The sequence below is a fragment of the Janthinobacterium lyxosi genome, assembly GCF_051380665.1.
Classification (GTDB): Bacteria; Pseudomonadota; Gammaproteobacteria; order Burkholderiales; family Burkholderiaceae_D; genus Janthinobacterium.
In genome coordinates this window covers 75819-91112 of record NZ_JBNYXM010000023.1, presented here as the reverse complement: position 1 = coordinate 91112, position 15294 = coordinate 75819, and the positions used below count along the sequence as shown (strand labels likewise).

General features: G+C 53.2%; 20 protein-coding genes. 19 read left to right on the top strand and 1 reads right to left on the bottom strand.

Annotation, left to right across the window (positions count from 1 at the left end; genetic code table 11):
* The first annotated feature begins 88 nt into the window (after window positions 1-88).
* The 16 genes from ACQ4WP_RS21665 (at window position 89) to ACQ4WP_RS21590 (ending at window position 11477) form a co-directional block, all read left to right on the top strand.
* Complete coding sequence (locus ACQ4WP_RS21665; protein ID WP_436524260.1) at window positions 89-292, top strand: helix-turn-helix transcriptional regulator; 204 nt, start codon at window positions 89-91, stop codon at window positions 290-292.
* Complete coding sequence (locus ACQ4WP_RS21660) at window positions 289-795, top strand: hypothetical protein (RefSeq protein WP_436524250.1); 507 nt, start codon at window positions 289-291, stop codon at window positions 793-795. Before ACQ4WP_RS21665 ends, ACQ4WP_RS21660 begins: the two co-directional genes overlap by 4 nt.
* Before the next feature lie 8 nt (window positions 796-803).
* Window positions 804-1079, top strand: a complete 276-nt coding sequence (locus ACQ4WP_RS21655; RefSeq protein WP_436524248.1) for a hypothetical protein — start codon at window positions 804-806, stop codon at window positions 1077-1079.
* Window positions 1079-2947, top strand: coding sequence for a replication endonuclease (locus ACQ4WP_RS21650; RefSeq protein ID WP_436524246.1), 1869 nt, complete (start codon window positions 1079-1081; stop codon window positions 2945-2947). Before ACQ4WP_RS21655 ends, ACQ4WP_RS21650 begins: the two co-directional genes overlap by 1 nt.
* Window positions 2948-3060: 113 nt before the next feature.
* On the top strand, window positions 3061-3399 hold the full coding sequence (locus ACQ4WP_RS21645; protein WP_436524244.1) for a single-stranded DNA-binding protein: 339 nt from the start codon (window positions 3061-3063) through the stop codon (window positions 3397-3399).
* Between the two features lie 34 nt (window positions 3400-3433).
* Window positions 3434-3970 (top strand): hypothetical protein, encoded by a 537-nt coding sequence (locus ACQ4WP_RS21640; RefSeq protein WP_436524242.1) that lies wholly within the window; start codon window positions 3434-3436, stop codon window positions 3968-3970.
* 304 nt (window positions 3971-4274) lie between these two features.
* Entirely contained in the window at window positions 4275-4493 is a 219-nt protein-coding gene (locus ACQ4WP_RS21635) for a major coat protein (RefSeq protein ID WP_436524240.1), read from the top strand.
* Window positions 4494-4564: 71 nt separating this feature from the next.
* Window positions 4565-6088, top strand: a complete 1524-nt coding sequence (locus ACQ4WP_RS21630) for a hypothetical protein (protein WP_436524238.1) — start codon at window positions 4565-4567, stop codon at window positions 6086-6088.
* A gap of 2 nt (window positions 6089-6090) precedes the next feature.
* Entirely contained in the window at window positions 6091-6501 is a 411-nt protein-coding gene (locus ACQ4WP_RS21625) for a hypothetical protein (RefSeq protein ID WP_436524236.1), read from the top strand.
* A 12-nt stretch (window positions 6502-6513) separates the two neighbouring features.
* Window positions 6514-6816, top strand: a complete 303-nt coding sequence (locus tag ACQ4WP_RS21620) for a hypothetical protein (protein WP_436524234.1) — start codon at window positions 6514-6516, stop codon at window positions 6814-6816.
* A 66-nt stretch (window positions 6817-6882) separates the two neighbouring features.
* On the top strand, window positions 6883-8037 hold the full coding sequence (locus tag ACQ4WP_RS21615; RefSeq protein ID WP_436524232.1) for a zonular occludens toxin domain-containing protein: 1155 nt from the start codon (window positions 6883-6885) through the stop codon (window positions 8035-8037).
* Window positions 8034-9323, top strand: coding sequence for a type II secretion system protein GspD (locus ACQ4WP_RS21610; protein WP_436524230.1), 1290 nt, complete (start codon window positions 8034-8036; stop codon window positions 9321-9323). The genes ACQ4WP_RS21615 and ACQ4WP_RS21610 overlap by 4 nt, the downstream gene beginning before the upstream one ends.
* 348 nt (window positions 9324-9671) lie before the next feature.
* Window positions 9672-9899 (top strand): hypothetical protein, encoded by a 228-nt coding sequence (locus ACQ4WP_RS21605; protein ID WP_436524228.1) that lies wholly within the window; start codon window positions 9672-9674, stop codon window positions 9897-9899.
* Window positions 9900-10144: 245 nt separating this feature from the next.
* Window positions 10145-10372, top strand: a complete 228-nt coding sequence (locus ACQ4WP_RS21600; protein WP_128089108.1) for a prolyl 4-hydroxylase family protein — start codon at window positions 10145-10147, stop codon at window positions 10370-10372.
* 148 nt (window positions 10373-10520) lie between these two features.
* Complete coding sequence (locus ACQ4WP_RS21595) at window positions 10521-11033, top strand: HAD domain-containing protein (RefSeq protein ID WP_436524226.1); 513 nt, start codon at window positions 10521-10523, stop codon at window positions 11031-11033.
* Between the two features lie 189 nt (window positions 11034-11222).
* Window positions 11223-11477: a DUF2442 domain-containing protein gene (locus ACQ4WP_RS21590; protein WP_436524224.1), complete on the top strand. Its 255-nt coding sequence runs from the start codon at window positions 11223-11225 to the stop codon at window positions 11475-11477.
* 87 nt (window positions 11478-11564) lie between these two features.
* Here ACQ4WP_RS21590 and ACQ4WP_RS21585 read toward each other — a convergent pair whose 3' ends face one another.
* A complete protein-coding gene (locus tag ACQ4WP_RS21585; RefSeq protein WP_436524220.1) occupies window positions 11565-12620 on the bottom strand; it encodes a hypothetical protein in 1056 nt (351 codons plus the stop codon).
* Between the two features lie 158 nt (window positions 12621-12778).
* Between ACQ4WP_RS21585 and ACQ4WP_RS21580 the strand changes: the two genes are divergently transcribed.
* The 3 genes from ACQ4WP_RS21580 to ACQ4WP_RS21570 all read left to right on the top strand — a co-directional run bounded on the left by ACQ4WP_RS21580 (window position 12779) and on the right by ACQ4WP_RS21570 (window position 15196).
* Window positions 12779-12994, top strand: coding sequence for a hypothetical protein (locus ACQ4WP_RS21580; RefSeq protein WP_128089107.1), 216 nt, complete (start codon window positions 12779-12781; stop codon window positions 12992-12994).
* A 699-nt stretch (window positions 12995-13693) separates the two neighbouring features.
* Window positions 13694-14212 carry a sigma-70 family RNA polymerase sigma factor gene (locus ACQ4WP_RS21575; protein ID WP_436524218.1) on the top strand — a complete coding sequence of 173 codons (519 nt, stop codon included), beginning with the start codon at window positions 13694-13696 and terminating at the stop codon, window positions 14210-14212.
* Window positions 14213-14215: 3 nt separating this feature from the next.
* Window positions 14216-15196: a FecR domain-containing protein gene (locus tag ACQ4WP_RS21570; protein ID WP_436524216.1), complete on the top strand. Its 981-nt coding sequence runs from the start codon at window positions 14216-14218 to the stop codon at window positions 15194-15196.
* Window positions 15197-15294 lie beyond the last annotated feature (98 nt).

The following is a 15294-nucleotide window of genomic DNA, read 5'->3' as shown; positions in this document are numbered from 1 at the left end:
GGAGAAAAATATCGATCCATCGTGACCGCACCGACTACAATTTAGCCGCGTAACATCATTGAATGCGCAGCGGTCACGATAGACCGGAATCAGCGGTCACGTTGACCGGAATACGCACATACGTTCATATTCAGATGTTCTAGAGATTCTCGGCATAAGTCGAGTGACGTTGTGGCGTTGGCTGCGTGACGACGATTCAAATTTCCCACGTCCAGTTTGTTTGGGTAAGCGCAAGCTGGGTTTTGTCCAGAGCGAACTTGATGCATGGATAGCCGGGAATCGTCGTTCATGAATCAAAATTCCATTGCAAAAATAACATCCGTCGGCCGTACCTTTCCTTGCGCGCGGCCAGTATTTACGTATCGGATTTTCAGTGGTGCAACCATGCTTTCGCAAGCTGCTTTCGACGATTTCTTACTTTGCGTATTGACCGCTCAGCAGATGAAAAACGAATTCCTTTCGAAGCTTGGGGAAAGTGTTTTGCGCGTTGAGGTTATTTATCCTCATGGCGCACGTGTCCCATCTGCAGACCTTGCTGCTGCTGAAGCCGCTCTCGCTGCGCCTGCGCCTGGAACTGAGTTTGGCTGTCCGATTCGGAAAAATATAGGGCAACTTGTTGAGTCTCGTCGCGGTTCAGCCTCGCCGAGTTTCATGGTTGTTGACGCTCCTGGGACTGCTTCACGGCAAAGCTCGAACGTGCACGCGGTAGCGGGTGCGGGCGAATTTTGCCGTGCGTCCGCCATGGGCGGACCTGTTTGTCAGAGTACTTTGATTTCAAGGGAACTTGCGGCATGAAGAGGTCCATGCAAATCACTGGTTTCAACCCGGCTATTCGTGCCGTTGATGCAGAAGCTGTCCGTGGAATTTTTTGGACGCGCGCCTCAATTTCAGCCCGTACTGTCGCTGTTATGGCTGCAAATTTTCCTGCGGAGCGCGCCACTAGCAGCCTTATATCTTTTGATACGCGAGAGCGAGATATCGTTTGGAGTGCACTTCAAAGTTTGTTGTGTGAGCTGATCGTGATACAGAAATGCATGTGTGACACGCCCACGAACAATCCTGCCAGCAAGGTGCACTGATGCAGAACATGGGGATACCGTTACGTATGGCAAATGCCGTGCATCGTTTGTTTGGTGGATTGAACATGCGTCGACAGCGCGTAATTGATGCCTTATTGGCTGACGATTTGCGTCTACCGCTGGTAGATCAATACGGTGTTATGACGGGACCTATTGCTATTTCTGTGGCTGCGGAACAAGCGGCACGGGAGTGTTATTTAGTTTGTGATCGCGTCCAGACAGCTGACGCTATTCAGGCAGGTATTGCCGAAGTGTGCGCGCGCCGAGGCGTTTCAGAACCCGTGGCCAGAACCCTGGGCGGGTATATCGCGCGTGCTGTTGATAAGGGATGGTGGCGACGGAGGTTGCGCAAGGAGCTTGTGCGCCGGTTTGAACATACGTCGATACAGCTTGGCCTGACACACTTGCGTGCTGATCCTTACATCAGCCGTGAAATAGCGATAGCGCAGGCGGCGCAAAACAATGAGAACCAAAAATTGTTGGAATTATGTATCGCTACTAATGAGTACGGTGATGTGTACAGCTTAGCCAAGCTGGCTACGTTGGGGACTGCGAATAAGGCGATTCGTCGTGGTGAACTGATGCTACGTATTCGAGGATTTGAAGAGGTGGCGAGCGTGCTGGGTCATGTCGGTTTGTTTTGGACGATTACTTGTCCCAGTAAATTCCATAGCGTAGGTGGTACGAACGATGGTTACAAAGACTTTACGCCATCCGACGCGCAAAAGTATCTGGTTGGCGTTTGGGCTTTGATTCGTTCAGCACTCCATCGTCGTGGCATCAGGCCTTATGGTTTCCGTATTGCAGAGCCTCATACAGACGGCTGTCCGCACTGGCATATGTTGCTTTTCTTAGCTCCGCACGAAGTTGAGATCATGGAGCGTGTAATCCGTAAGTACGCGCTGCAAATGGATGGAGACGAGGACGGTGCCCAGAAAAACCGAGTCAAATTGGTCAAAATCGAGGCAGGGAAGGGTACTGCAGCGGGTTACATCGCCAAGTACGTAAGCAAGAATATCGATGGGACGGGCGTAGGCGATCATAAGACTTTCGAAAGTGGGGAGACCTACGTCATTGCTGTGGACAGATTCGGTGATGTTGAATTGACGGCGTCTCAGCGTGTGACGTATTGGGCGCAAGTTTGGGATATTCGTCAGTTCCAACCAATTGGCGGGCCGCAAATCTCGGTATGGCGCGAGCTAAGCCGTTTAGATGAAGGTGCTTTGCTGCACGCGGATGAGCTAATTCGTGACGCGTACCAAGCGACGCAAAAGGTTGAATCGGATGATCCGACGGTTGTACAGCGGGCGGATTTCGCGCGATTCATTTGGGCTATGGGCGGACCTCAATGTGGCCGCGATACAGAGATACGGTTGGCTTCGAGAGAGGTGATGATCGCTGGCCGGTATGAGACTGAGGAAGTGGAAAAGCCTGTAGGCGTGTACTTGGCGCGCCAGCCACAAGTCGTTTATGAGTCCGTGCGTTACCAATGGACGATCACAGGGCCAAGCGAGAGCGTCGGATCGTCCTTTGCCCGTCATAGCGTCGGGGCGTGCTCATCTCCGCCCTGGACTCGAATCGCGGCCGCTTCTGCCTCTACTTGGACTAGTGTAAATAAGTATACGCAGCCGGTAGAAGTCGCGCCAGCGTATCAGCCAAAAAATAAAATTCCCTCTCCGTCCTTTGATGAGAGCCGGAGCTTTCACCCGGACACTGGCAAGCCTTGCATCAAGGTTGACCACGCTGGGCTGTACATGCGCCACAAGAAACGCCCACCAGGCGCGCCAAGTGCGCACTTAACGTACCTGCGCGAAAAATATCGGAACCCGTCAGGAGGCTGCTGTCATGCGTTCGCGCAAGCGGCCTAGCCACTAAAAATGGATTCAAGTTTTTATAAAGCGATTGTGTTTTGTACCGGCGCGCAATCGTGAGAAGTAGCACGCAAGCCGGAAATTATGCAGATAGTTTAGGGGAATAAAAAATGGCGGAATCGAACGTAATGATGAAGATGGACGACAAGAAGAGTCATCAGGCCAGCAAGGCAATGCAGGTGATGGTGAGCGGTCGTATCGAGGGTTCCAAAACCTATGAAGGAAAGCGCTACACACAGGTGATCACGCCTGCGGCCGATGTCTATTCGCGGCCGCAGATGGTTGAGATTCGTAGCAAAGCCCGTCTGGGAGATAAGGGCGAGGAAATCTCAGTTCCATGTGTGTTGGGCGGTTTTCAGCGCAAGCCGTATGAAACGAAGGATAAGCAAACCGGTGAGGTTGTGAAGGTAGTGCCGGTTGAGCATACGCTCGATCTCATCGAAGAGTAGCCGTCGCTATTGGAGACAGGAAAAGAGGAGGTATTTGAATGGACGCAATGACGCCGGAATTTGTTTTGGCTATTGCCGTAGTCGTCATCTTCTCCTTGGGCTGGATTGCCGGGGGGCAACGATGACGATAAGCCCCGTCGAATTTGAAGCCATGTATGTATTAATGGGTATCAATATATTTTGTTCCGGTTTTGCTGGATTTGTTTGTACATTTTTTTTTCGTTATGAAAAATCGATGTCTCAATTTATGCGTATTGATTCTCTTCCAATGCCAGAAAGAAAATTGGCGCAAGAAATCTATGACAAGAAAAATTACGAAGTTAATTCGCCAATATTTTTCTTGGGGATTGCTGTCGTTTCCATCCTCTTTGTGATTTTAATTGATAGGGTTTCTGGGATGACGATGATGACTGCTGATATTGAGTGGTTTAAAAGCGCTTTTGCTTTCCAGATTATATTTTCTTGGCTTGCAGGATTTATTGGCATAATTTTTTATAAATTTGCACGGTTTGTTTTTTTGTCACGTTGGAAAATTGGCGTTTGGTTGCGATGCCGAGAGGGGGACGAATGAGCATTCTCCTTAAATCCCTTTGGCCGATTCTGCTATTGACCGTACTTTTCGTCGGCGGGGTTTATCTTTTCAAGTACATCGTTCACCGCTGGTTCGACCACAAATGACCGTCTACCAAATCGTTGGCTACTGCCTTACCGCCTTCGGCCTCGGCTTTGCAGGTGGGTCTATTCGGCGGATTGCACGTCAGGCAATAGAGTCGCTTGATTAACTCTATGGACTTGTCACATTAAATATTTTGTAGCACTCCTCGGCGTTGCCAAACCGGGGTTTCATTAACGGCTCTCCTGAAAGAGATTTTCACATGAACGCAAATATCAAAAAAGGTCTGGTAGCTGTCGGTGCTTTCGCTGCTTCCGCCACCTCGTTCGCTCAAGCCGCCGATCCTGGCGTCGATGCGATCACTGCGCTGTCGGCTCAGGCAACTACCTACATCACTGCCGCCTTCGCGGTCGCTGTGTTGGTTGCTGGCGGCTTCTGGGGCATCAAGATGATGAAAAAGGCGTTCAGTAAAGCCGGTTAAACGGTCTCGCTCCGATAGACTTTTTCGGCCAGCGTTTAGCGACTCTGGCCGTTTTTTATGGCAAGTGCAAAATGGCATCGTTTAAAAAAATCCTCGCCGTCTCGTTCATATCGGCCTCCCTAATTGTCGTGCCGATTCGCAGCGCCCGCGCCATCGTGCCGCTGATTATTCCTTGGCTGCTGGTTGGTTCCAATTTGCTCGTTACCGATCTGGTTGTTGGACAGGTCGGTATTTTTGCCGCGCTGTTCTGGTGGGACTGCAATAAGTTCGCACTCAGCGCGCCATGTACGACCAAGACGCCCATTCCCGCCGCGCAATTGCCCAAACCTGCTCTCACGGTTAACCTTCAACCAGACGCTAAGCGCGAGAATCCTAACCCGGCTAAGTTCAACGACCCGGCACCAGGTAAGCGGGACGTGACGCCTAAGCCGGTCATTGCTGCTTCCGGCAAAGGACCTCCAGCCAGTGCGCAGGAAATTCCTGGCGTTCCTGTTGGACCATCTGATATTGGAGTGCTCACGCAGGCAAATGTCGGAGTAGCTGGTACGGACGCCGGGGTACAGCGCTCTCAATACAATGGCTCTTATTCCGCTGGCGGTGTTGTAACCGGGATTTTGGTGGTTCCTCAAAAACTACCGGCATCGCCATTAGCCATTCCCTTTGTTGCTTTGCATACTACGTGTGTGACTAAGGAGAATGAACAATATCCAGATTGTTTAGGTCCTACTCGGGATACGGAGAGTTATCTTTGGCATCTAACAGGTGGTAAGTCTGCCACCATACATGGTATTGAGTGCTGTACGGGCAATGTCTATCGTTATGTCAGCGTCGTTTATTTGTTCGATCAAGCCACCAATGTGACTTTGGCTTGTGATCCTGGTTATGTGGACGGCGGGAAAGACGCCAGCGGCAATTACCGGTGCAGTCTTACTGATGCTACCAAGGTTAAGAAGCCGATGGATACCCCCTGCGAGATGCTGTTTGATCCTGCTACCAAGCAGATCATGACCGATTCGGCCAATCCCGCCTGTGCTGGCATGGAGTCCACTTCTAACCTGAGCGTGCCTGGTTCTGATGGCAAGTCGAGCATCGACGTCAAGGCCAACGCCGGTAACGGATTCGATGTCTGTATTAATAAGGCGAATGGTGGCAAGACTTGTTTTGACACCGGCATCTACGATCCAGGCACCGGGGGATACGTCATTGTCCATACCACTGTCACGCCTCCACCTGATCCGAACAACGGCTTAGGCTGTGGCGGACCGGGTCAGGGCGTTTGCTCGATGGTCGCTAACACTAACGCCGACATGCAGGAAAAGGATGCTGCTTCACGCGCCAGCATCGATCAGGCCAACACGGGCTTAAAAGGGAAGATGGACAACATCGACCCGAACAAATTCCGGTGGTCGTTCATCCCACAGATTCCAACCACCGCCTGCGTCAATCCCTCCCTCCGTAACCCTGTCACCGGAGGCCCTGTCGAAATGAACATCTGTGGAGGCTTTAATAAGTTTACGTTCTTTCTTAACGCCGTGCTGGCTATTGCCTGTGTGTATGGATGCGTCAGACAGGTACAGAGCGCTATTAAGACATGACCATGCCCCGTTTTCTCATTTTCCTCGTCATCGCGCTGGCAGCCCTGTCGGCGTCGGCGCAAACCGTGCCCACTGCTTGCGGTGGCAGTTCGCAACCACGCTGTGAGGTGAACATGGCCGCCGACAGCTCCATGACCGCGACCGAAAAGGCGTACAAGGACAACCGTACCTCATGGGACGACTACTCGAAGTCGTTCATTAATACCGGCATGAGTTTCCAGTGGTCTTTCATCCCGAATATCCCGACCGCCGTTTGCGTTAATCCGAGGCTCGACAACCCATTGGGCACGGCCTCGGTGGAAATGGATGTATGCGGACCATTTAATGTGTTTATGACGTTCATCAACGGCGTGCTGGCGTTCTTCTGCCTACTTGGCTGTGTCCAACAAATTCGCGGCGCTCTGGCCGCATAAAAAGGAAGTTCCATGTTCCAGTCAATTTTAGCGTTCATCGGCTTTAACGCCACCTCCAACATCGGCATGAAGGTGTGGGCCGTCACCACGCTCGCGCTGATGGTCAGTGTTCTGTGGGCCGCAGGCCAGGGCTGCGCGCAGTACGTGTGCGGTCCCGCTATTCAGGCGATCAGCACGTCGCACCCTTCGTTCGCCGTGGGCCTATCGCTTGGGTTCAATTCGACCACCTATGGGCTGGCGAGTTGTTACATGTCCGTCTATACGGCGTGCCAGCTCTACATTTACAAGAAACGTACTTTGGATAAGTTGGTTTAATCATGATAATTTTTCGCGGTATTGTTTTCGCTCTGTTCTCGACTGAACATTTTGGGAGGCCGTGACATGGCCGTCTACGCAATCACCGGCAAGCTTGGAAGCGGAAAGGGCAAAGGCGCAATGAAGTTGTTGCGCGACTACCTGCGCGCTGGCAAACGCGTTGCGACAAACTGCGACGTGTTCATGGAACACATGATGCCGGGTCAGTCTAAGCAAACCGTCATACGGGTTCCCGACAAGCCCACGTCGGCGGATTTGTACGCCATCGGTTCAGGCAACCGCTTCATCGACTTCGAGCCGGTGGTCAAGCACACCGTTAAGGGATTCGAGTACACGCCGCCTGCGCCGCAGCTTCTTCCCGGTTTCGATGAGTCGCACAACGGGGCGTTGTTCCTCGACGAATGCGCGTCCTGGTTGAATACGCGGGACTTCCAAGCTGGCGGACGTAAGGAGCTGCTGGAATGGGCTATCCATGCGCGTAAGTACGGATGGGATGTGTACTTCATCTGCCAGAACATCAGCCAGATTGACAAGCAGTTGCGCGATAGCCTGTTCGAGTACGTGGTGCGCATGAGCCGCCTTGATCGGATGAAAGTGCCGTTCGTTTCAGCCGCCTTCAAGCTTGTCACCGCTGGTTTCAGCGATGGCTCACTGCCTCGCATGCATATCGGCGTGGTGCGCCTCGGCTGCTCTCCGGAAGGTGTAGTCGCCGACCGCTGGCACTTCAGGGGCGATGACCTGAATCGGGCGTACAACACTACGCAGGTGTTCTCCGACAGCTATCCCCACGCTATCCACTGTTTGCTGCCTAGCTGGCACTTGCAGTCCCGCACGGGCATCCGTCCTGGCTTCATTGGCCCTGTACGTATTCCCCAGGACTACGAATTGCTCACAGACCGCCCGAGTCCTCCCAAACCACCGCACAAGCACATGACCAAGTTTCTCGCAATCGCTCTAATGTTTGGCCTCGTACTCGGGGGCGTAGGCTCCCATGTACTTGGGCCGATGTTTTTCACCCCCTCTGCCGCCGTGGCCGATGCGGCCAAGCCGGTCAAGTTCTCCGAGACCGTTACCGGTAAAGGGTTTCTTACCAACTCCGGTTCGGTGAGCGTGGTTCTCTCCGATGGCCGTGTTGTATCGCCGCTGCGCTTCAAGTCTGGTGCCAGCGGCTGGGAGGCCGAAATCGAAACGGGACTGTGGGTCAGAGGAGGTGCGCAATGAGGCGCTTTCTGTCGGCCCTGATCCTGGCCCCTGTCTTGGCGATTGCTGCACCGGCCCCGGCTCCTGTTTCACTGAGCTTCAATGCCACGCCGCTGATGGCGTTCGGCGAAGCCATGTTTAAGGCGATCATGCACCGGGACTTCGTGGTATCGCCCGACGTTATCGGAATCGACAAACGAATCACGATTAACGTAAAGAACATCGACGCCGCCGAGCTGCCACGCTTCGTTGAGGACCTGTTGTTGCGCGAGGGGATTGTTACGACGCTCAAGGGTGGCATCTACTACCTGTCGCTGAACCGTGAGAGCGGCCCACAGGATGTCATTGCGAGCCAGTCGCTACCTGCGCACTCGGCTAGTCAGACATTGAGCCTCACTGGCCCGCAAATCGCGCCCATTGGCATCGATGGTCCCGTGCTGCCAGATTCCGCAGGTTTTCAAACCCGGAAGGAAGACGAGGAATCGGAACTTTTTGCGCCCATTCACCGGACCAGCGAGTTTGTGGCCGTAGTCGTCGCCGCTGGTTTCGGTGCTAAGGCGGCCACCGTCGCTGGCGAATTGGTGGTGCTCACTGGCTCTAAAGCAGCTGTTTCCAAGATGCTTTCGTTGTGCCGCAGTCTTGATACACACGCCAAGATGGTCGACGTCTCTGCATCGTGGATTGAGGTCACTAACAGCAGCGGCTCTGGTCGTGGTATTTCATTGGCGGCATCCTTTCTTGGTGCCAAGTTGGGAGCCTCGCTCGGTACGATTAATTCCGGTTCTGTTATCAGTCTAAAGAACACACGCTTTGAGCTGGTCATCGATGCGCTGAACAGCGATGCCCGTTTCAAACAGGTTACGAACAGCCGTCTTGTTGGCTACGACAGGACCAAGCTTAAATTGACCGTAGGTGACAAGACGGCCACTGTTTCTAGCAGTGGTAACGACAATGCAGGCAATCGGGTTCAAAACATCGTGTATACGCCGTCTGGTGTCATCATTGACGCTTTGCCCCGCGTATTGGGTAGCGGAGAAATTAGCCTGGACGTGGACGCGCAGATCAGTAGCTTTAAGGCGAATACTAGCGGGCTTATCGGGTCTCCTACACTGATCCTACGCCAGTTGACCACCACTGTAGGACTCAAAGACGGTGATGTAATGCTGTTGGGCGGTTTGCAGGATACCCAGTCGTCCGAATCGAAATCCGGATTGAGTTTCCTGCCTGCATCATGGTCTGCTGGGTCGGACAGCAAGACTCAGACCGATCTAGTGCTCGTGGTATCTGCAAAGGTCTTAGAGGACTAGGGTAAATTGTATTGCTATTTGCAACAGTTGCAACAGGCTGATGAGCGAACGTTTCATCGCCGTATGTTGTTGCGATTCCGGGATTATCATGGGATGGTTGAACGGGGTAATGGCTCAACTAAGTGAGGATGGCAACACAGCTCAAACTCGACGGGCTCTCGGCTTCTGAGTGTTTATGCGTGAATATATTTCGGTACATCAGTCAAGGGCGCGTTGAATATCTTAGGAGGTTTTATCGACGAGGATATGGCGGGAAAAGCATCTAAGACCTAACCGTCGGCGCTGACGACGAAGCGACTCAGACTACTGAAAAATAGTTGATCTGGCTCAATGACTCAAGGAAAATAAATGAAAACATATGTTCACCTGACCGATGTTGGTTTCATGGCCAAGATGGAAGATGGGCGTTGCTTCGAGCGCTTCGATTTGCTTGACTTGGCTCATGAGCTACACGCCGCTGGTGTAACTGCTGACGATGTGTCTTGCAGCGATTGGCGCGAAGGAGAGCATGTTTTGATGTCAGGCCAGCAGGTCGCCTTGAAATTTGAGTTGCGCCGCCTTGGGTTGCGCGCATGATTATATTCTTGGATGTTGGCGCTGAAGTCGAGTTGCCCTTCAAGGTCAAACCCGAGCGGCTCTAGCGATCTGAGTGTTTATGCGTGAAAATTCCTCGGTACGTCAGTCAATGGAGCGTTGAACATCATGCGCCGTTTCATCGGCGAGGATATACCGCCAACTGCTTCTTAGGACCTAACAAGAGATCGCCTGTTAGGAGCCGCGATTTCCATCGAAGAGTGACCTAAAGCCAGGAGCGTTTGAGGATGAATTTGCAAGAGTTAGCTCATGCCGTGCCAGTTTATATGCATGCTGGCCGACGATACTTTATTCGGATTCAGGATATTCCTGATCCTTGGCGCGATCACTTTACGATGGCGTTACGTGGTTCAGCGTGTCCGGTGCTGGAAGGTGAAGGAGCGTTGGCGTATGTTTGGGATTGGGAGGCATGGATTGAAGGTCGCTGGGCTGGTCGTCCACCTCCAGTTGCCTGAACCAGGATAAGTGGCCTAGCTAGCGGCACAAGATATCTGATTGTTTATTCGTTGCATTCTGAGCGTTTATGCGTGAACAGTCTCGGCCACATCTGTCATCTTGAACGATTTTTTTGCCAAATCGTGGTCTATTTAGGACGTTGTAAGCATGGAAAAGAAATTGGTTTTGTTTTTGGATTTTGATGGTGTTTTGCATCCAGACGCCACCTATCTTGTACGCGGCCGTCCCATCTTGCGTGCCGATGGCCATCTGTTCATGTGGGCTGACCGTCTGATTGCTTTGCTGGCAGACTATCCCGACGTGGAGATTGTCCTTTCCACAAGCTGGGTGCGTGATCTGGGCTTTTCGCGCGCTCGCGCTTATTTACCCGTGGAACTTCAACGCCGGGTTGTTGGTGCTACTTGGCACTCAGCCATGGGACGGAATGCCGATGGATTTAAAAAATCCTCAACCTGGTGGGATGATGTTAGCCGCTATGAGCAAATCAGGCGCTGGGCTGATCGAGCCAAGGTTCATAATTGGATCGCTGTTGATGATCAACCTTCTGGATGGAGGAACCTAGAGTTAAGCAAATTGGTTCAGACCGATGGTGCTACAGGGCTTTCTGAAAGTAAGACCGTTGGTGATCTCAAAAAACTTCTTCAAGGCTCAACTTTATGATGTACGTAAGGCTATGCCAGGTACGAGCGGGGGGGGCCATTGAGATGGTCGGGAGCGGTGCCATGCCGACGAGAAAAAATGCCGCGCCGAGCGTTGGGTCAGGTGCTCGACTGGGCCAAGTTGCATTAAGCTGAATTGCTGTGTCAGGACATGCAGAGTACGAAACTAATTTCCCTTTTGGAGGGAACCATGAAATGGGATGTTATAGAAGTTAAGGTTGCTGGAGACTTTGCGCTGGCAGTGCGATTTCAGAATGGGCTGGAAGGTGCAGTGAGGTTCTTGCCGAGTTTTTTTCGTGGCGTGTTCACGCACTTGAGCAACCTTTCAGAATTCCAGAAAGTGCAGATCGTGGACGGCGTAGTGACCTGGCTTGGTGAGCTGGATTTGGCCTTAAATGCGATGTATGCAGCAATCGAAAACAGCGGTGAATGGCTGCTCAACTGAGGTGTAGTCGCTCACTTGACCTGACAGTCGCAGGCTTCAAACCGGGTAACTGTCAGATCAAGTCGCGATCACTACCTAAGTGGTAAATTAGAATCCACTCGCAAATTTGAACTGTTGGCCAAGTCCCTTTACTTTCTTGCCGGTCGGATCAAAAAATACATCTATAGATTTCGCGGCAACAAGGTTATTGATCGTCACTGCCCACTTATACATAACGTTCATTGCGGAGCGTTGTGTGAAATCCGAATCAGGTTCGCATCCGATTGTCTGTTTGACTGCATCAAGCGTCATACCTACTGTGATTCGGTTGTATCTGTCTTGGTTGAAATTTTCGGGTCGGCATTTGCTGAGGACAGCTTGGTTTTGAGCACTGGAAGGCATTTGCTCGCCAGTGCTGCGATTTTGCTTATCGGCCATCGATGCTGGTTCGCCTACTTTTACGACCCAGACGCGTCGGGAATCAGCCGAAAAATTCCAATCGTAGCCCATGGCGGTCATGATCGCACCTAAGAAAAAGACGCCGCCACGTTCGATGAAGGTTCGACTTGCAGCGTCGGTCGGAAACGGTGTGGCTGGCGGTATCGGACCCGTGGTTCGTACTTGTCCAGTGTTGGTTCCGGACAGCCCGAAGAATGGCCAAACTGTACGTAAACTTGAGTGAGAAACCTTGCTCAGGTCGGAAGCACAAACGACGAGATTGTCATAAATCTGCGGCGCGTCTTTATTGGCCCAGTATGTTACTGAGTACGTCAGGCATTGGTTTGGTTTGAATCGACCGATGGTGGCGTCGCCTTCATTTAGCCAGTTAGGGTAGCTGATGCTGATAGCCGTTTTAGGATAGTCTGGCGGATTGTGGGAATCCGTGACCGGGTACTTTTCGAAAATTTTATAAATTGGAGTGTCCTGTATCCGTTTCCCTCCGTTTGCGGCACTGGCTGCACCGTCTTTTTTTAACATACGCCCGAAGAAACTAGATACTGTATTTGGCGTCCCGGATGCCGCGTCAGTGTTGGATTTCTCAGCCTGCTGCATTGCGTCGCCCATATTCTGGGCCAGGATCGGAGCCGACACGCTGGCAACGAGCATTCCAACTATATAATTTCGCATGATTTTCCAAAAAGTAATCGTTGACACTTGGATCATGCCATTGATTCCGCATGGCAACAAGTTGGAGGCCGGTATGAGTTGATGCTTTGGCTTACTGCCTGCGCTTATGAGGAGGCTACATGCCCTGTTTTCGCTAGCGAAATTTATAGGTTAACGCGTGCTTTTAGCCAAGCTGTAAAGGCCTGTGTGTAAACATGGATAATTTAGCTTTGAAAGGCTTTAGTATGAAAAATCGTGCCCGAAAAAGGCAACTTGTTATGCGCCGAAAGTCTAGGACTCAGTTTGTGGTGGATACCCTTCGTGGCCTTGCTGAAGCTAAAGAAGGTAAACTTTCCCGTTATTGCTTCAATGAAGAGGATCGTGCGTGGCTAGACATGGTGCCGGTCGGTAGAGAGCGGTTAAGAGAATAGGTGGGGCGTGTATTGCTTGCCAGCTTTGGTGCTAGCGTACCTGAAAAAGGGCGATTTGAGGCCCGCGAGGGCTGGAGCGAAGCGGAACCCTTTTTGCCTCATGGTGGCATGTAGGAGCGTTTTGGCCGGTCGTCCCGGCCAGCGACGATGTCATCCAGTCGTTGTCGGTGGCCAGGTATAATTTTGTACCTATGTCCCTTGTGTATTGACGCCACGTACTGAGATTACATGAAGTCGGGGAGTTGCCATTGACGGGACTCACAATCCGCTGGCACTTCGAAAAGCCTTCATTTTCCGCAGTCTCAAACCTGAGTATAATATTGTTTATGTGGCACTTATTTCCAAAAAACGGTGTTGTTCATGCGGTTTTTGTACAGTCTTGATAAAAGTGGGTATGTTGGTGAGTACAAAATAGAATTTTTAGTATATTAGTCAATAAAATCAATGCGATATGCTTTAAATTCCTGTTCAACGTCTAACTTCCGACCTGGCCCCATACGGTGCGACAACGAACCCTGCAAGTGATTGATTTGCAGGTTTTTTTATTGCCCGCATGACTGATCCATCGCCTTGCCATGCCACGCGTTCCGGCCAGGCCGGTTGCGCTTGGCTTGCTTTTCCCTATATAATGAGAATAATTCTCATTTATATTTCAATGTGCCGTCTTGACCGCTGGCCGTTGGCGACAGGAAGGGTATCGTGAGCACCGCCGAGTTAGCGCTTCAGCAGCAAGTCAGCAGTCTGTACACCGACCACCACGGCTGGCTGCGCGGGGTATTGCGCCGCAAGCTGGGCAATGCCTTCGATGCGGCCGACCTGGCGCACGATGTGTACCTGCACCTGATGAAGACGGGCCGCGTGCCGCCGGCTGGCGAGTCGCGCCGCCACCTGACGCAGATTGCCAACGGCATGGTCATCGATCTGTACCGCCGCCGCCAGATCGAGGCGGCCTACCTGGAAGTGCTGGCCTTGGTGCCCGAAGCGCTGGCCCCGTCCGAGGAAGAGCGCGCGCTGGTGATCGAGGCGCTGACGGAAATCGACGCCGTGCTGCACCGGCTGCCCGCCAAGGCGCGCAAGGCCTTGCTGTTGTGCAAACTCGATGGCATGAGCTACCGCGACATCGCCGCCGAATTGCAAGTCTCTGTTTCGTCCGTCGAAAAATATATCGCCGCCGGCTTGCTGGCCTGCTACCAGGCCATGCACGCGCCGGACGCCTGAGCCATGGATGTGGTGATTGCGCCGGCCATCGTGCAGCAGGCGGCCCAGTGGATGGCGCGCCTGTGGTCCGATGACGCCAGCGACGAGGACCGGGCTGCCTGTGCCCGCTGGTGCGCCGCCCATCCGCACCACGCCATCGCCTGGCAGCGTTTGCAAGCGTTCGAGGGCAAGTTGCACAGCGTACCGCGCGACGCGGCCCGCCACGCGCTGCGCGAACCGGCGCCAGCCGCTTACCTGAACCGCCGCCGTGCCCTGAAACTGCTGGCCGTGCTGCTGCCTGTGGGTGGCATGGCGTACATGCTGCGCGGTACGGATGCCTGGCAAGTGGCCACGGCTGGCCACGGCACGGAGACAGGGGAAATTCGCGAAATCATGTTGCCTGATGGCACGCGCGTGATGCTCGCTTCCGCTTCCGCCATCGATGTGCGCTTCGACGCCAGCGAACGCTTGCTGATCCTGCGCACTGGCGAAATCCTCGTTACCACGGCGCACGATCCCGATCCGATGCAGCGGCCTTTCCGCGTGCAAGGTCGCCACGGCACGGTGCTGGCCCTGGGCACGCGTTTTACTTTACGGCAAGATGAATACACGTCGCGCGTGGCCGTCTTCGAGGGTGCCGTCGAGGTGCGCCTCGCGCATGCGCCCGGCTACGCCGTGGGTATAGCCACGGGTTATAGTGCCATTTTCTCGACCGATATCGTGCAATCGGCAGCCCCCGTGCCGCCCAGCGCCTCGGCCTGGACGAAAGGCGTGCTGGTGGCCGACAACATGCGCCTCGATGACCTGCTTGCCGAACTGGCCCGCTACCGTCCGGGCCTGCTGCGCTGCGACCCGGCCGTGGCCAGCCTGACCGTCAACGGCGTGTTTTCCTTGCGCGATACGGACCGCGCGCTGCATAACCTGGCGCTGGCCTTGCCGGTGCAGATCCTTGCGCGCACGCGTTACTGGGTCACCGTTCAAGCCATGCCCCAGGCTGCTGCCTGACAATTTCGCACGCGCGATTGAGGGTTTTGCATTTTCGTTCGGGATATAGGGTAAGAGCCACCCTTATCCATTGAACTTATGCACGTTTTTCCCCGTTT

What these genes read in the sequence shown, in the direction of transcription:
- ACQ4WP_RS21660 (WP_436524250.1), top strand. Translation starts at nt 289, where the DNA reads ATGAATCAAAATTCCATTGCAAAAATAACATCCGTCGGCCGTACCTTT.
- ACQ4WP_RS21655 (WP_436524248.1), top strand. Translation starts at nt 804, where the DNA reads ATGCAAATCACTGGTTTCAACCCGGCTATTCGTGCCGTTGATGCAGAA.
- ACQ4WP_RS21650 (WP_436524246.1), top strand. Translation starts at nt 1,079, where the DNA reads ATGCAGAACATGGGGATACCGTTACGTATGGCAAATGCCGTGCATCGT.
- ACQ4WP_RS21645 (WP_436524244.1), top strand. Translation starts at nt 3,061, where the DNA reads ATGGCGGAATCGAACGTAATGATGAAGATGGACGACAAGAAGAGTCAT.
- ACQ4WP_RS21635 (WP_436524240.1), top strand. Translation starts at nt 4,275, where the DNA reads ATGAACGCAAATATCAAAAAAGGTCTGGTAGCTGTCGGTGCTTTCGCT.
- ACQ4WP_RS21630 (WP_436524238.1), top strand. Translation starts at nt 4,565, where the DNA reads ATGGCATCGTTTAAAAAAATCCTCGCCGTCTCGTTCATATCGGCCTCC.
- ACQ4WP_RS21625 (WP_436524236.1), top strand. Translation starts at nt 6,091, where the DNA reads ATGCCCCGTTTTCTCATTTTCCTCGTCATCGCGCTGGCAGCCCTGTCG.
- ACQ4WP_RS21620 (WP_436524234.1), top strand. Translation starts at nt 6,514, where the DNA reads ATGTTCCAGTCAATTTTAGCGTTCATCGGCTTTAACGCCACCTCCAAC.
- ACQ4WP_RS21615 (WP_436524232.1), top strand. Translation starts at nt 6,883, where the DNA reads ATGGCCGTCTACGCAATCACCGGCAAGCTTGGAAGCGGAAAGGGCAAA.
- ACQ4WP_RS21610 (WP_436524230.1), top strand. Translation starts at nt 8,034, where the DNA reads ATGAGGCGCTTTCTGTCGGCCCTGATCCTGGCCCCTGTCTTGGCGATT.
- ACQ4WP_RS21605 (WP_436524228.1), top strand. Translation starts at nt 9,672, where the DNA reads ATGAAAACATATGTTCACCTGACCGATGTTGGTTTCATGGCCAAGATG.
- ACQ4WP_RS21600 (WP_128089108.1), top strand. Translation starts at nt 10,145, where the DNA reads ATGAATTTGCAAGAGTTAGCTCATGCCGTGCCAGTTTATATGCATGCT.
- ACQ4WP_RS21595 (WP_436524226.1), top strand. Translation starts at nt 10,521, where the DNA reads ATGGAAAAGAAATTGGTTTTGTTTTTGGATTTTGATGGTGTTTTGCAT.
- ACQ4WP_RS21590 (WP_436524224.1), top strand. Translation starts at nt 11,223, where the DNA reads ATGAAATGGGATGTTATAGAAGTTAAGGTTGCTGGAGACTTTGCGCTG.
- ACQ4WP_RS21585 (WP_436524220.1), bottom strand. Translation starts at nt 12,620, where the DNA reads ATGATCCAAGTGTCAACGATTACTTTTTGGAAAATCATGCGAAATTAT.
- ACQ4WP_RS21580 (WP_128089107.1), top strand. Translation starts at nt 12,779, where the DNA reads ATGGATAATTTAGCTTTGAAAGGCTTTAGTATGAAAAATCGTGCCCGA.
- ACQ4WP_RS21570 (WP_436524216.1), top strand. Translation starts at nt 14,216, where the DNA reads ATGGATGTGGTGATTGCGCCGGCCATCGTGCAGCAGGCGGCCCAGTGG.